At 74.7% G+C, this 13,841-nt stretch carries 15 protein-coding genes; 6 read left to right on the plus strand and 9 right to left on the minus strand.

The genetic code is table 11. The features are described from left to right. Positions 1-9 precede the first annotated feature (9 nt). Positions 10-1,344 (minus strand): erythromycin esterase family protein, encoded by a 1,335-nt coding sequence (locus tag KCH_RS29285; protein ID WP_035867918.1) that lies wholly within the window; start codon positions 1,342-1,344, stop codon positions 10-12. A 150-nt stretch (positions 1,345-1,494) separates the two neighbouring features. Continuing rightward, positions 1,495-2,646: a trans-sulfuration enzyme family protein gene (locus KCH_RS29290; protein WP_157032239.1), complete on the minus strand. Its 1,152-nt coding sequence runs from the start codon at positions 2,644-2,646 to the stop codon at positions 1,495-1,497. 112 nt (positions 2,647-2,758) lie between these two features. On the opposite strand from KCH_RS29290, the gene KCH_RS29295 reads away from it, so the two are divergent. Both KCH_RS29295 and KCH_RS29300 read left to right on the plus strand, forming a co-directional pair. After that, positions 2,759-3,241: an Lrp/AsnC family transcriptional regulator gene (locus tag KCH_RS29295; RefSeq protein WP_244305479.1), complete on the plus strand. Its 483-nt coding sequence runs from the start codon at positions 2,759-2,761 to the stop codon at positions 3,239-3,241. 223 nt (positions 3,242-3,464) lie between these two features. Continuing rightward, positions 3,465-3,899 (plus strand): ATP-binding protein, encoded by a 435-nt coding sequence (locus KCH_RS29300; RefSeq protein ID WP_035867922.1) that lies wholly within the window; start codon positions 3,465-3,467, stop codon positions 3,897-3,899. Between the two features lie 155 nt (positions 3,900-4,054). Here the strand turns inward: KCH_RS29300 and KCH_RS29305 are convergent, their stop codons facing one another. Both KCH_RS29305 and KCH_RS29310 read right to left on the minus strand, forming a co-directional pair. After that, positions 4,055-5,218: an alpha-hydroxy-acid oxidizing protein gene (locus KCH_RS29305; protein WP_035867924.1), complete on the minus strand. Its 1,164-nt coding sequence runs from the start codon at positions 5,216-5,218 to the stop codon at positions 4,055-4,057. A 95-nt stretch (positions 5,219-5,313) separates the two neighbouring features. Beyond that, entirely contained in the window at positions 5,314-6,312 is a 999-nt protein-coding gene (locus tag KCH_RS29310; protein WP_035867926.1) for a LacI family DNA-binding transcriptional regulator, read from the minus strand. Positions 6,313-6,415: 103 nt separating this feature from the next. Here KCH_RS29310 and KCH_RS29315 point away from each other — a divergent pair, with 103 nt between their 5' ends. Continuing rightward, a complete protein-coding gene (locus KCH_RS29315) occupies positions 6,416-7,327 on the plus strand; it encodes a helix-turn-helix domain-containing protein (protein WP_157032240.1) in 912 nt (303 codons plus the stop codon). Between the two features lie 335 nt (positions 7,328-7,662). Here KCH_RS29315 and KCH_RS29320 read toward each other — a convergent pair whose 3' ends face one another. The 4 genes from KCH_RS29320 to KCH_RS29335 are packed head-to-tail and all read right to left on the minus strand — an operon-like array spanning position 7,663 to position 9,898. Next, a complete protein-coding gene (locus KCH_RS29320) occupies positions 7,663-8,070 on the minus strand; it encodes an HIT family protein (RefSeq protein WP_035867937.1) in 408 nt (135 codons plus the stop codon). Positions 8,071-8,130: 60 nt separating this feature from the next. After that, a complete protein-coding gene (locus KCH_RS29325) occupies positions 8,131-8,478 on the minus strand; it encodes a hypothetical protein (RefSeq protein ID WP_035867940.1) in 348 nt (115 codons plus the stop codon). After that, on the minus strand, positions 8,475-9,338 hold the full coding sequence (locus tag KCH_RS29330; protein ID WP_035867942.1) for a hypothetical protein: 864 nt from the start codon (positions 9,336-9,338) through the stop codon (positions 8,475-8,477). The genes KCH_RS29325 and KCH_RS29330 overlap by 4 nt, the downstream gene beginning before the upstream one ends. A gap of 32 nt (positions 9,339-9,370) precedes the next feature. Continuing rightward, positions 9,371-9,898, minus strand: a complete 528-nt coding sequence (locus KCH_RS29335; protein ID WP_035867944.1) for a SigE family RNA polymerase sigma factor — start codon at positions 9,896-9,898, stop codon at positions 9,371-9,373. A gap of 122 nt (positions 9,899-10,020) precedes the next feature. On the opposite strand from KCH_RS29335, the gene KCH_RS29340 reads away from it, so the two are divergent. The 3 genes from KCH_RS29340 (at position 10,021) to KCH_RS46740 (ending at position 13,192) form a co-directional block, all read left to right on the plus strand. After that, positions 10,021-12,078: a DHA2 family efflux MFS transporter permease subunit gene (locus KCH_RS29340; RefSeq protein ID WP_035867947.1), complete on the plus strand. Its 2,058-nt coding sequence runs from the start codon at positions 10,021-10,023 to the stop codon at positions 12,076-12,078. A gap of 122 nt (positions 12,079-12,200) precedes the next feature. Then, the gene (locus KCH_RS46735; RefSeq protein WP_341865428.1) at positions 12,201-12,803 is read left to right on the plus strand and encodes a hypothetical protein; all 603 of its coding nucleotides are present in this window, start codon (positions 12,201-12,203) and stop codon (positions 12,801-12,803) included. After that, complete coding sequence (locus KCH_RS46740) at positions 12,803-13,192, plus strand: YdcF family protein (RefSeq protein ID WP_341865492.1); 390 nt, start codon at positions 12,803-12,805, stop codon at positions 13,190-13,192. Before KCH_RS46735 ends, KCH_RS46740 begins: the two co-directional genes overlap by 1 nt. Positions 13,193-13,556: 364 nt before the next feature. Here KCH_RS46740 and KCH_RS37990 read toward each other — a convergent pair. Beyond that, positions 13,557-13,841 (minus strand): helix-turn-helix domain-containing protein (locus KCH_RS37990; protein ID WP_157032451.1); only part of this gene is annotated, 285 nt, incomplete at its 5' end.

Below are 13,841 nucleotides of genomic sequence, written 5' to 3' on the forward strand. Positions count from 1 at the left end.
CCCGGGCCGTCAGGGCGTCAACTCCCGCGCCGCCGTCACCTCGTGCAGATGGATCAGCACGTCGTAGGCGGCGGCCGGGGCCAGCACCGGCAGCGGCTCCGGCGTGAAGGTGGTGCCGGCGTCGTACGTCGGGTGCGGGGTCGCCAGCCAGGCGCGCGCGGCGGCCGGCAGCCGGCGCAGCGGGAGGTAGAAGTCGCGGTGGCGGACCTGGTCGAGGGTGTGCTCGACACTGCCGGGTGCGGCGGGCGGCACGCTGACCGGCCGCCAGGCGCCGCCCGCGCCCGCGGCGGTGGTGAGGAAGGCGCCCCGGTCGAAGGTGGTGCCGATCGCCGTGTAGCGGCCGCCGAGGGCCCGGCGCAGCTGCGCGCCCTGCGGGTCCGGGTAGAGCTCCGGCATGGTGGAGGCGTAGCCGGCATGGCCGTTGTGCGCGGAGAGCAGGATCCGGTGGCCGGTGCGCCGCTGCCACCACAGGACGTTCTGCGCCATGGCGCGGTCGCGGAGCTGCTCGGCCGCGGCGACCGTCGCCGGGTCGGCCGGGTCCATGGCGAGGAAGGCGAAGGTGTCGGCGATCACCCGGGCGTGCTGCACCGCCGGGTCGTCGCCCAGGGCGGAAGTCAACTCGCCCGCACGGCGGGCGAGTTCGGCGTTCGCACGGCGTTCGGCGACCGGGCGGCCGAGGTAGCCGATCGCGTCGTCCAGCGGGCGCAGCGGCGCGTACAGGTCGGCGAGCCGGGCCGCGTCCTGCGGGCGGGCGGCGCGGACGGCGTCGAGGACCCGGCGGAAGACGCGGTCGCCGAGGGCGGGCAGGCCCAGGTCGGCGCCGAGGAAGTGCACGGGGCGGCCGGGGTTGCGGCGGTTGTGGTCCCGCATCCAGCTGATCAGGTCGGCGAACTCCTCGCGGTGCCACGGCGATCCCGCGAGGGTGCGGTCGGCGACCCGGCGGGCGTCGCCGTCGCCGCCCTGGAGGAACTCGTCGATCTCCAGGCCGGCCGTCCAACTCGCCTCCAGCGCGAAGGCGGTGAAGCCCCGCTCCGCCACCAGGTACCGGAAGACGCGGTGCTTGAGGGTGAAGAACTCGTGGGAGCCGTGGGTGGCTTCGCCGAGGCCGACCACCAGCGAGTCGCCTATCAGCTCGCCGAGCGGCCGGAGGTCGGCGGTGCCGCCGGCCGGCGCGGTGGTGTCCAGCGGGTACGCGGCGGACGTCAACTGCTGGACCACCGGCCGCTCCGTCCGGTCCGTCCGGTCGGCCGCGGCGGCGGCGGGGAGGTGCAGGGCGGGGATGGCGAGGGCTGCGGTGGTGGTGAGCAGTCCACGCCGGCTGAGGTGTCGTCGGTGGGCCGTCATGGTCGGGTCTCCCTGTCCGGGCCGCCGGGTGCGGCCCCAGTGACGATCATGGTTCGGCCGGGTGGTACGGGGCGCTGGGGCGGGCCACCGAAAGGGTGCGGGGGAAATCCCCCCGCACCCCGTACGGCTGACACCCCGTCGGGCGTGCTGCTACCGGAGGAGCGCCTTGGCGAGGTCGGCCTCCAGGTCCTCCGGGTCCTCCAGGCCGACGGACAGGCGCAGCAGGGCGGGGACGGGCTTGTGGGCGTCCTCGACCGGCCGGTGGGTGAGCGAGGCCGGGTGCTGGATCAGGGTGTCCACACCGCCGAGCGACACCGCGTGGGTGATCAGCTCGCAGTGCTCGGCGATCGCCGCGGCGTGCTCGAAACCGCCCGCCGCCTCGAACGCCAAGGTGCTTCCGCCGCCCAGGAGTTGGCGCCCGAGCAGCGGCGAGCCGGAGCGGCCGGGGTAGTGCACGGCGGACACCTCGGGCTGCTCGGCCAGCCAGTCGGCGAGCCGGGCCGCGCTCGCCGAGGCGGCGCGCACCCGCAGCGGCAGGGTCTGCAGGCCGCGGTGCAGCAGGTACCCGGCCAGCGGGTGCAGGATCGCACCGGTGACGGCCCGCACCCGGCGCAGCCGCTCCGCCCACGCGGTGCTGCAGGCGACCGCGCCGGCCAGCACGTCGCCGTGACCGCCGATCGACTTGGTCGCGGAGTGCAGCACCAGCGTGGCGCCGAACTCGGCGGGCCGCTGCAGCACCGGTGTGGCGAAGGTGTTGTCGACCAGCAGCGGCGCGTCGCCGCAGGCGTCGGCGACAGCGGCCAGGTCGACCAGGTCGAGGGTCGGGTTGGCGGGGGTCTCGACCAGGACCAGCCCGGTGTCGGGGCGGACCGCGCCGGCCACGGTCTCGGGGGTGGCCCAGGTGACCTCGGTGCCCAGCAGGCCGGAGGCGAGCAGGTGGTCGGAACCGCCGTACAGCGGGCGCACCGCGACGACGTGCCGGCGGCCCTCCGCGGCGGCGGCCAGCAGGCAGGCGGTCAGCGCGGCCATGCCGGAGGAGAACGCCACCGCCTGGGCGCAGCCCTCCAGTTCGGCGAGGGCCTGCTCGAAGCGGGCCACGGTCGGGTTCCACAGCCGCTGGTAGACCAGCCCGCCCTCGGCGGGCGGCCGGCCGCCGGTGGCCAGGGCCTGGTAGGCGTCGCCGCCGGCGGCGAGGTCCGGAACCGGATAGGTGGTGGACAGGTCGAGCGGGGGGACGTGCGCACCGAGGCCGGCGAGGTCGTCGCGGCCGGCGTGCACGGCTCGGGTGTCGAGTCGGCTCATGGGCGACGATGGTGAAGTTGCGGACCGGCAAAGGCCATAGCCGCGGTCAATCATTCGGCGAATGCCGGTCGGGGCCTTGCGGATGTTCGGTACGGGCCGCCACGCTGGGCGCGTGCCGAATATTCCACGGCCCCGCGCCGCAGTGCTGGACGAGACCGACCGGGCGATCGTCCGGGCGCTGCTGGAGAACGCCCGGACGGCCAACAGCGCGCTGGCGGAACTGGTCGGGATCGCCCCGTCCACCTGCCTGGCCCGGGTGCGGGCGCTGCGCGAACGGGGCGTGATCCACGGCTACCACGCGGAGGTCGACCTGCCGGCGGTCGGCCTGCCGCTCCAGGCGATGATCTCGGTGCGGCTGCGGGCGCACACCCGGGAGCAGAACGAGGGCTTCCGCACCACCGCACCGAACCTGCCCGGCGTGCTGGAGGTGTTCCACATCGCCGGCGCCGACGACTACCTGCTGCACGTCGCGGTCGCCGACCCGGAGGCGCTGCGCAGCTTCGTCGTCGACCACCTGACCACCCACCCGGCGGTCGCCCAGGCCCGCACCAACCTGGTGTTCGAGCGGATCCCCGGTGCCACGCCGGTGATCTGACGCCGGGTCGGGAGCCGCGGCCGCCGGGCGGGCGGCGGTGGCGAGTTGTGGCCACTGTCCACCATCCGCCGCCGCAGTTCGGGCGGTTCGGCCGTACCGTACTGGTTATCGGTGATCTGTCCGGTTCTCGCTCGCGGACGGGGCAGGGCCGCCGAGCCCCGACGCGGCCGGACGACGGCGCCCCCGCTCCCACCCGGTCGCCCCCGTTGTGAAGGGACCGACCATGGCTGTCGCGGACCCCACCCTGACCGTGCGGTACAGCCTGAGCCTGGCGACCGTACCCGCCGCCGTGCCCGAGGCGCGCCGCAGCGTGCGCGCCGAACTGGCCGCCCGCGGCCTGGGCGCGGACCATCCGCTGACCGACACGGTGCTGCTGGTGGTCAGCGAACTCGTCACCAACACGGTCCGGCACGCGGCCCCGCGTTCGCCCCGCACCACCCTCCGACTCGACTTCGAGCCCGAGGAGTTGACGATCCGGGTGCACGACCGGCACCCGCACTGTCCGAGCCGCCGGGAGACCCCGCACCAGGACGGCAGCGGCGGCTGGGGCCTGAGCCTGGTGCACGAGATGGCCCTGCTGGCGGGCGGCACCACCGCGACGCAGGCCGACCCGGACGGCGGCGGCAAGACCATGGTGGTGCGGCTGCCGCTGGCCTGACGCCGAAGCGGGGGAAGGACGTTGGCGCGGGGCCGGCGCCGTTGTCCCGGCGGGCGCCGGTTGGGAAGACGATCGGAGGACGACCCCGCGGCTCCACTCTGCTGCATGTACTCCGTTCTTGCAAGTAAGTCGCAATAAGGCCGCCCGACGGGGCGTCAGCAGCGGAGCAGCGCCCCCGGCTCCCGCAGCGACTCCAGCGAGCGGTAGCCGTCCACCGCCATCAGCAGATCCGCCTCCGCCAGCAGCGACCGCAGCACGTGCACCACCCCCTCCTCGCCGCCCAGCGCCAGCCCGTACACGTACGGCCGGCCCACGCCCACCGCCGTCGCCCCCAGCGCCAGCGCCTTCACCGCGTCCGCGCCGCTGCGCACCCCCGAGTCGAACAGCACCGGCAGGCCGTCCGCCGCCGCCACCGCCCCGGCCAGCGACTCCAGCGCCGGCAGCCCGCCGTTCGCCTGCCGGCCGCCGTGGTTCGAGCAGTAGATCCCGTCCACGCCCGCGTCCTTCGCGCGCCGGACGTCCTCCGGGTGGCACAGGCCCTTCAGGATCAGCGGCAGCTCCGTCAGCGAGCGCAGCCACGGCAGGTCGTCCCAGGTCAGCGGGTTGCCGAAGACCGACACCCAGTCCATCACCGCGCCGCGCGGATCCCCGTCCGGGTCCTTGAGGCGGGCCCGGAACACCGGGTCGGAGGTGTAGTTCGCCAGACAGTGGCCGCGCAGCTGCGGGAAGCTGCCGCTGCCCAGGTCCCGCGGCCGCCACCCGGTCACCCAGGTGTCCAGCGTCACCACGATGCCCTTGAACCCGGCCGCCTCCGCCCGGTGCACCAGCGACTCCGCCAGCGCCCGGTCCGTCGGCGTGTACAGCTGGAAGAAGCCGGGCGTGCCGCCCATCTCCGCCGCCACCCGCTCCATGGGGTCCACCGACAGCGTCGACGCCACCATCGGCACCCCGGTGCGGGCCGCCGCCCGGGCCGTCGCCAGATCCCCGTGCCCGTCCGGCGCGCACAGGCCCAGCACCCCCACCGGGGCCAGGAACAGCGGCGACGCCAGCTCCAGGCCGAACAGGTCCACCCGCAGGTCCCGCTCCTTCGCGCCCACCAGCATCCGCGGCACCAGCCCCCAGCGCTCGAACGCCGCGACGTTCGCCCGCTGGGTGTGCTCGTCGCCCGCGCCGCCCGCCACGTACGACCACACGTCCGGCGCCAGCGCGGCCCGCGCGCGCTCCGCCAGGCCCGCGAAGGTCATCGGGAACCTCGGCGCGACGCCGAACAGCGCCTCGAAGTAGATCTCGTTCTGGTAGTCGCCGAACTGCGGGGCCATCCGCGCTCCTCCGGGTGGTGACCGATCGTGGCGGCCACCCTCCACCGGCCGCCACCGGACGGTCAAGGGCGTGCTGCCGGGCCTGCGCCGGACGGTCAAGGGCGTGCTGCCGGGCCTGCGCCGCGCAGCACCAGGCGGGTCGGGACGGTCTCCGTGCGCGGCGGCGTGGCATCCCCGTCCAGCCGGGCCAGCGCCAGCCGGGCCGCGGCCGCACCCAGCCCCGCCGGGTCCTGCGCCACCGCCGACAGCGGCGGGTCCAGCACCTCCGCCAGCGGCAGGTCGTCGAACGCCAGCAGCGCCACGTCGCGGCGGCCCGCCCGGCCCAGCGCCAGCACCGCGCCCGTCGCCGCGTTCACGTTCGACGCGAACAGCGCCGTCGGCGGATCCGGCAGGGCCAGCAGCCGCAGCACCGCCCGCTCCGCCTCCGCCGCCGTCCGGGCGTCCGCGACCAGTTCCCCGTCGGGCGCGGCGCCCGCCTCCCGCAGCGCCTCCCGGTAGCCCGCCAGACGCTCGCGTCGGGTGTACAGCCCGGCCGGCAGGTCGCCGAGGAACGCCACCCGGCGGTGACCCAGCCCCAGCAGGTGCGCCACGCCCTCGCGGGCGCCCGCCCGGTTCGAGGACACCACGCAGTCCGCGTCCGGCCCCGGCCGGTCCACGAACACCAGCGGCACCCCCGCCGCCCGGGCCTGCGCCGAGGCCTCCCCGCCCGCCGCCGGCACCACCAGCAGCGCCGCCGTCCGACGCGCCAGGAAAGCGCTTACCACCTCGGCCTCGCGCGCCGCGTCACCGCCCGAACACCCCAGCAGCACCGTCAACCCGCGCGCCCGCGCCGCCTCCTCCACCCCGCCCGCCAACGCCCCGAAGAACGGGTTCGCCAGATCCGGCAGCACCAACCCCACCGTCGCGTCCGGGCCGCCCGTCCGGATGCTCCGCGCCAGCAGGTTCGGGCGGAAACCCACCCGCTCCACCACCGCCAGCACCCGCTCCCGGGTCGCCGCCGCCACCGGACCGTCCCCGTTCAGCACCCGCGACACCGTCTTCGCGCTCACCCCCGCCTCGCGCGCCACGTCGTGCAACGTCAACCGCCGCTCCATGCCCGCCACCCCGCTCCGCCCGTCCGTTCCGACGACCGTACCGCCGCCCTCCCGCCGGAAGATCCACCGGAGGTAGCCTGGCTGCGGGTGGTGGGTGGTGACGATGCGAGACAGCGACAACCCGGCCTCCGGGACGGCGATCCCCGAGGTCCCGTTCGCCGCGCCGCCCGGCGGACCCGCCGGCGTCGAAGTGATGACCCTCGCCGAACTCCGCGCCCGCCGCGCCACCGCCACCGACCGCGACTTCCACCGACCGCAACGGCCCGCCTTCCACCACCTGCTCACCCTCGACCGCGGCACCCTCCACCACACCGTCGACTTCACCGAACACGCCGTCCACCCCGGCAGCTGGCTCTGGGTCCGGCCCGGACAGGTCCAGCAGTGGGGCGAACTCGGCGACGCCGACGGCACCCTCGTCCTGTTCGAACCCGGCTTCCCCGACCCCGCGACGGTGGCCGCCGCCCGCCTCGACGACCCGTTCGCCGCGGCCGTCCTGCACACCGCCGGGCCCGACCGGGACGCGCTGCGCGCGGCGCTGCTCCACCTCCACCGCGAGTTCGCCTCCGGCGCGGACCTGCCCGCCGAGATCCACCACGCGCTGCTCCGCCACCTGCTCGCCGCACTGCTGCTCCGCCTCGCCAACCCCGCGACGCCCTGCGGCAGCGCGAGCGCCGAACCCGGCGAGACCTACCGCCGCTTCCGGCACGCCGTCGAACACCACTTCACCCGCACCCGGCGCGTCGAGGACTACGCGAAAGCGCTCGGCTACTCGCCGCGGACGCTCTCCCGCGCGACACTCGCCGCCGCGGGCATCGGCGCCAAGGAGTTCGTCGACCGCCGCGTCGTCCTCGAAGCCAAACGCCTCCTCGCCCACAGCGACACCCCCGCCGCCCGCATAGCCGACCGCCTCGGCTTCGCCGACGCCGCCAACTTCGCCAAGTTCTTCCACCAACGCACCGGCACCACCCCCATCGCCTTCCGCACCACCGTCCGGGGCACCACCGAAGACACCTAGAGCACAAGGGGAAGCCGCCTCCGGCGAGGTGGGACGGCGAGAGGGAGAGACCGCCTCCGGCACGGCGGGGGAGGGGAGTTGAGCGACCTGCGGGCGGGCGTCGTCCGGAGGGCCGCCGTCGGCGGGCGGGTCGGGCTGTGGAGAGCGATGCGGCCTCCGACCGTGAGCGCAGGGCGCTGGGGGCCCGAGCGTTGTGGCGCGGCGCGGGGCGGAAGCCGTCTTCCGCGGGGCAGGGGTGCGGCGAGCCGGTGTCGGCGGGGGTGCCTGCCGGCCGGGGCTGGGTCTTTGGGGGTGGGCGTTCCTGACGGCGGTGGGGGTCGGGTGGGTGGGCGGGGTCAGAGGGCGGTGCGGATGCGGGTGGCGGTGGTGGCGGCGTGGGCGCTGTCGCGGTAGCGGGTGCGGGGCCAGAAGAAGCCGCGGAGGCCGTCCTTGGGGTTGCGGGGGACGATGTGGGTGTGCAGGTGGGGGACGGACTGGCTGATCCGGTTGTTGGTGGCGACGAAGCTCCCGGCGGCGTCCATGCCGCGTTCGACGGCGGCGGTCAGGCGGCGGACCCGGGTGTAGTAGGGGCCGGTCTCGTCCTCGGTGAGGTCGGTGAGGGTGGGGACGTGGCGGCGGGGGACGACCAGCAGGTGGCCGGGGAAGAGCGGCCGGTGGTCGAGGAAGGCGACGGCGTGCTCGTCGGCGAAGACGGAGTCGACCGGGACCTCGCCGGCGACGACGCGGCAGAACAGGCAGTCCATCGCCCCATCATCGCGGTTCGGGACGCGCCGGACGGTTCCGGCGCGCCCCGTGAACGGGAGTCAGGCGCGGGCCCAGGAGGGCGCGGTGACGAGGGCGGTCAGCCGTTCCTGGTCGAGCACGCCGGGGTCGGTGGTGATCCGGTGGTCGGGCCCGTACGTCCAGAGCTTGGCGGTGACCAGGGTGCCGTCCGGGAGCAGTCCGCGTGCGATCCACTGGAGGCCCCCGGCGCCGTCCGGGCCGGTCGCGTTGAACTGGATGACGGCGTACAGCGCGCCGTCCGCGGTGCGCCGGGTGGGCTGACTGGCCGTCAGGGTGCCGAACGCGGTGGCCGGGTCGTCGCGGAAGCCGCGGTGCCAGCCGTGTTCGACGGTGACGAGCAGTTGGCCGGTGCGCCCGTCGGCGGTCACGGCTCCGTGCAGGCGGCCGGGGGTGTCCTGGGTCTCGGCGCCCGGGTCGAAGGAGACGCCGGCGGGCAGGGCGGAGCGCAGCGCGGTGAGGACGGCCGGCCGGCGACCGGCGCGGCCGGCGGGACGGTGGCGGCGGGCAGCACCGCGTAGGCGGGCCGCCAGGCGTCGGAGGCGGCGACGTCCTGGAGTTGGGCCTCCGTCAGCGGCGGCGTCTCGCGGGCGGGGTGCCCCGGGGTGGCGGAGGTGACCTGGTGGACGGTGACCGCCCGGCCGTCGGGGGCGGCGTACGTCACCGACCAGGCGCGGTCGTCGCCGTCCCAGCGCGGGGCCTTGGTGCTGGTGGTCAGGCGGGAGCCGTCGGGGCGGGTGGTGCGCCGGCAGGTGGTGGTGGGTTCGGCGAGCGTGTCCGGGCACTGGAGGGCGGGGGTGCCGTCGGAGAGCGGGGTGGCGAGGCGGTCGACGGCCAGCAGCACCCGGGCGGAGCCGTGGCCGTCGTCGTAGTCGAGCCAGGCCATCGGCGCCTGACCGGGCGTCACCAGGCTGACCTCGGTGCCGGCCGGGTCGGTGACCCGGCCGTCCGCGGGCAGCAGCGAACGCAGCGTGGTGGACATGAACACCCCGTCGACGACGGGTGCGGCCGGCGTGGTGCGGACGGGCGCGGGGGTGTGCCCGGGCAGCAGGGCCAGCGCGCAGCCGGTGGCGGCGACCAGGGCGACCGCGGAGGCGCCGAGGGTGCGGCGGCGGCGGACCCGGGTGCGGCCGCGGCGTTCGGCGGCGAGGGCGAACAGTTCGGTGGGCGGGGCGGGGGCGAAGTCGGCGGAGTCCCGCAGGGCGCGGGTGAAGTCCTCTTCGGAAGTCATCGGCTGGCTCCTGGAAGGCTGGTGAGGGAAGGTCAGGGGCGGGCGAGCTCGTCGAACTGCTCGCCGAGGCGGGTGCGCAGGCGGCCCAGGGCGCGGGAGGCGCGGGAGCGGACGGCGCTCGGGGTGAGCCGGAGCGCGTCGGCGGTCTCCTCCACGCCGAGGTCCTCCCAGTAGCGCAGGATGAGCACCGCCCGGTCCTGCTGCGGCAGTTCGGCGAGCGCCTGGAGCAGCGTGACGCGCAGGGCGGGGTCGGCGGGCGGCGCAGCGGTCTCGGCGAAGGTGTCGGTGACGTGTTCGCGGCTGCTGCGCCGGCGCCGGTGGCTGAGGAAGGTGTTGACCAGGACGGTGCGGGCGTACCCGGCGGGGTTCGCCATCCGGGAGATCCGCCGCCAGTTGCCGTACAGCTTGCCGAGCGCCTCCTGGGCGAGGTCCTCGGCGAGGTGGGCGTCGCCGCCGGTCAGCAGGTAGGCGGTGCGGATCAGGTGGTGGCTGCGGGCGGCCGCGAAGGCCCGGAACTCGGGGGGTCCGGCGTCGTTCCCGGTCGTCGTCGTGCTGTCCATGCCCCTCTAACGCGGTGGGCGTTCACTCTTGTCGCACCGTTGATCGCATCATCGGATTGGCATTCTTGTTCGATGCGGGGTGTCGAACCGGACAGTCCGGGGCAAAGTGTGACGATACCGTGGTGACCACCACCAGGGAGACCAGCCAGGCGGCCCCGCCCGTCCTCGACCGGCGGCAGCGCAACGTCGTGTTCGGCACCATCATGCTCGGCATGCTGCTGGCCGCCCTCGACCAGACCATCGTCGGCACCGCCCTGCCCACCATCGTCGCGGACCTCGGCGGCGCGGCCCACATGTCCTGGGTGGTGACGTCCTACCTGCTGGCGGAGACCGTCACCACGGCGCTGGTCGGCAAGATGGGCGACCTGTTCGGCCGCAAGGTGGTCTTCCAGGTCTCCGCGATCGTCTTCATCACCGGCTCGTTCCTGTGCGGCCTGGCCACCAACATGACGCTGCTGATCGCCTGGCGCGCCGTCCAGGGCATCGGCGCGGGCGGCCTGATGGTCACCTCGATGGCACTCATCGCGGACGTCATCCCGCTGCGCGAGCGCGGCAAGTACCAGGGCGCGATCGGCGCGGTGTTCGGCGTCGCCACCGTGGTCGGCCCGCTGCTCGGCGGGCTGTTCACCGACCACCTGACCTGGCGCTGGGCGTTCTACGTCAACGTGCCGATCGCCATCGTGGTGGTGATCGCCGCCGCCCGCTCGATCCCGGTGGTCCGCTCCGCCGCCCGCCCGGTGGTCGACTACCTGGGCATCGCGCTGGTCGCCGTCGGCGCCAGCGCCCTGATCCTGGCCACCAGTTGGGGCGGCAACGAGTACGCCTGGGGCTCGCCCGTCATCATCGGACTGTTCGCCGGCGGCGTGGTCGCGCTCGGCCTGTTCTGCTGGGTGGAGACCCGCGCCGCCGAACCCACCCTGCCGATGCGGCTGTTCCGCAACCCGGTGTTCACGGTCTGCTCGGTGCTCAGCTTCATCGTCGGCTTCGCCATGCTCGGCGCGATGACCTTCCTGCCGACCTTCCTGCAGTACGTGGACGGCGACTCGGCCACCGTCTCCGGCGTGCGCACCCTGCCGATGGTGCTCGGCCTGCTGATCGCGTCCATCTTCAGCGGCAACGTGGTGTCCAAGACCGGCAAGTACCGGATCTTCCCGATCATCGGCTCGCTGGTGATGGCCGCCGGCCTGTACCTGCTGTCGCTGCTGAACCCCGGCACCAGCGCCTGGCTGGCCAGCCTCTACATGTTCGTGCTCGGCACCGGCATCGGCCTGTGCATGCAGGTGCTCACCATCGCCGTGCAGAACACCGTCGACTACGCCGACCTCGGCACCTCCACCTCCGGCGTCACCTTCTTCCGCACCCTCGGCTCCTCGTTCGGCACCGCCGTGTTCGGCACCATCTACGCCAACACGCTGCGCACCAACCTCTCCGACGGCATCGCCGAGGCGGTCCGCGCCAGCGGCGGCAACCCCGAACAGATCGGGCTCGCCGCGCAGAGCCCGCACGGCGTCCAGGGCCTGCCGCCAGCCGCCGCCGAACCCGTCATCCAGGCGTACGCCGACTCGCTGCACACCGTCTTCCTGTGGACGGTGCCGGTCGCGCTGCTCGGCTTCGTCATCTCGCTGTTCCTCAAGCAGGTCACGCTCCGCGACTCCGCCCGGGCCAGCTCCACCGACATGGGCGAGGGCTTCGCCCAGCCGTCCTCCGGCGACTCCTCCCGGCTGCTCGAACTGGCCGTCGCCAAACTGCTCGGCGGCGCGAGCCTGGACACCGCCCGACAGGTCGTCAGCTCCTCCGGCACCCGCCTGGACATGGCCGGCGCCTGGGCCGTCATGCAGGTCGAACTGTTCACCCGGCTGGTCGGCCACTCCACCCTCAACCTGATCGCCGCCCGCCGCCGGATCCCCCCGGAGGTCCTCCAGCCGGTCTTCGACCGGATGGTCGCCGACGGCTACCTGGAGGCCCACAACGGCTTCTACGCGCACACCGCGGCCGGCTCCGCCGAGGCCGAGACCATCACCCACGCCTGGTCCCAGTGGCTGTGCCAGCGCCTGGAGGAGGACCGCGGCCGACCCCGCAGCGCCGAACTGCGGGCCGCCGCCGACGCGATCGCCAAACGCATGATCGCGGAGGACCTCGCCGAGGGCTTCCCGCAGAGCAAGGCGCTGGCCGGCCGGTGACGCCGGCGCGCCGCTGACCACCCGTCACGTCACCCCGGTGTTTGGCCGGCTGTCGGACCGGCGGCCCCGGCTTCACAGGGCGTCAGGCCCGCGGGGCCGCGCCGGTCCCTAGGCTGACCCCCATGCTCCTGTATGCCCCCGCGATCCTGTTCCTGCTGCTGGCCGGGATCGGCGTGCTGCGCGACCGGCGCCGCTTCAGCAACGCCGTCCACCTCGGACTCGCCGTCACCTTCCTCGCGTTCGCCCTGCTGGTCACCCTCGGACGGGCCGACTCCGTCCTCGCCGAGGCCGTCCTGATCGCGGTCGTCCTCGCCCCCGCCCTCGCCACCCTGGTCCTCGCCGCACTGCTGATCGCCAACGGCTTCAAGATGCTCCGCAAGGAGGGCCGCCGGCTCGCCAACCTGCTCTCCCTGCTCTGCGGCGTCGGCATCCTGGCCGTCGTCGCCCTGCTGCTCGCCGCCACCCAGGCCGACTCGCCGGTCCTGCTGACCGTCGCCCGCACCGTCTTCCTGCTCTCCTGCTACCTGTCCTTCCTCTTCCTCTGCTTCATCGGCTACGCCTACCTCTACGGACGGCTGACTCCCCGTCAGGACGTCGACTACATCGTCGTCCTCGGCTCCGGCCTGCTCGGCGGCACCCGCGTGCCTCCGCTGCTCGCCAGCCGCCTCGACCGGGCCGCGCCCTGTACGAACGCCAGGCCGCGAGCGGCCGGCCGCCACTGCTGATCCTCTCCGGCGGCCAGGGCCCCGACGAGCAGCTCCCCGAATCCCACGCGATGGCCGCCCACCTCACCGAGCGCGGCTTCCCCGCCGACCGGATCGTCCTGGAGGACCGCTCCCGCACCACAGAGGAGAACCTCCGGTTCAGCCGCGACCTGATGGCCGCCGCCACCCCCGACTACCGCTGCCTCGTCGTCACCAACAACTTCCACGCCTTCCGCACCGCCATCCTGGCCCGCCAGCAATCCGTCAACGGCCAGGTCGCCGGCTCCCCCACCGCCGCCTACTTCTGGCCCAGCGCCACCATCCGCGAGTTCCTCGCCGTCATCTCCACCCACCGCTGGATCAACCTCGCAGTCTGCGCCTTCCTGACCCTGGTCTCCGTCGCGGCGTAGGCCCCCTCCTGCGGATCTCGCCGGATCGGCGCGCCGCATCGGGCCCGTCGGCCGTCCTCGGGGAAGCGGAGTTCGGTGATGTCGGCCGTGCGGGCCTCGACCCGGTCGGCGGCGTCGGCCTCGGGCGCGTTGGTGCGGATGGTCTGCGGGGTGTTGCCGCTTCGGTCCTTGCCCCGACCACAGGTCCACGTCGACGGCGCGGCCGGTCGGCAGGCGGTGGGGCGCGTTGATCAGTACCGTGTTGCGGTCGCGGCCCAGGTTGAGCAGGTGGTCGACGCCGCGCGGCAGGTGCATGCACCCCGGGCTCGGCCGGCGGGCGAGATCGGTGGTTGTGGTGGACGCGACGGAGCCGGGGGCGTGCCGGTCAGGGGGCGGTCAGGTAGCCCGGTGCGGACCAGGCCCGCTCGTCCACCGCGAGCCAGGGGGCGGCGGCGACGCCGGTCGGGGTCAGTCCGGCGAAGTCGGCGGTCTCGCGGTTCAGGTGGGACTGGTCGGTGTAGCCGCTCTCCGCCGCGACCTGCGCCGGGCGGTGGCCGGCCGCCAGCCGGTGCGCCGCGTGGTCGAAGCGGATCAGCCGGGCCGCCTGCTTGGGTGGCAGCCCGAGCTGGGCGCTGAAGCGCGACCACAGCCGCTTGCGGCTCCAGCCGAG

The organism is Kitasatospora cheerisanensis KCTC 2395, from assembly GCF_000696185.1.
GTDB lineage: Bacteria > Actinomycetota > Actinomycetes > Streptomycetales > Streptomycetaceae > Kitasatospora > Kitasatospora cheerisanensis.

Excerpts from the sequence above, each read along its gene's own strand:
- KCH_RS29285 (WP_035867918.1), bottom strand. The coding sequence starts at position 1,344 with ATGACGGCCCACCGACGACACCTCAGCCGGCGTGGACTGCTCACCACC.
- KCH_RS29290 (WP_157032239.1), bottom strand. The coding sequence starts at position 2,646 with ATGAGCCGACTCGACACCCGAGCCGTGCACGCCGGCCGCGACGACCTC.
- KCH_RS29300 (WP_035867922.1), top strand. The coding sequence starts at position 3,465 with ATGGCTGTCGCGGACCCCACCCTGACCGTGCGGTACAGCCTGAGCCTG.
- KCH_RS29305 (WP_035867924.1), bottom strand. The coding sequence starts at position 5,218 with ATGGCCCCGCAGTTCGGCGACTACCAGAACGAGATCTACTTCGAGGCG.
- KCH_RS29310 (WP_035867926.1), bottom strand. The coding sequence starts at position 6,312 with ATGGAGCGGCGGTTGACGTTGCACGACGTGGCGCGCGAGGCGGGGGTG.
- KCH_RS29315 (WP_157032240.1), top strand. The coding sequence starts at position 6,416 with ATGCGAGACAGCGACAACCCGGCCTCCGGGACGGCGATCCCCGAGGTC.
- KCH_RS29320 (WP_035867937.1), bottom strand. The coding sequence starts at position 8,070 with ATGGACTGCCTGTTCTGCCGCGTCGTCGCCGGCGAGGTCCCGGTCGAC.
- KCH_RS29330 (WP_035867942.1), bottom strand. The coding sequence starts at position 9,338 with ATGACTTCCGAAGAGGACTTCACCCGCGCCCTGCGGGACTCCGCCGAC.
- KCH_RS29335 (WP_035867944.1), bottom strand. The coding sequence starts at position 9,898 with ATGGACAGCACGACGACGACCGGGAACGACGCCGGACCCCCCGAGTTC.
- KCH_RS46735 (WP_341865428.1), top strand. The coding sequence starts at position 12,201 with ATGCTCCTGTATGCCCCCGCGATCCTGTTCCTGCTGCTGGCCGGGATC.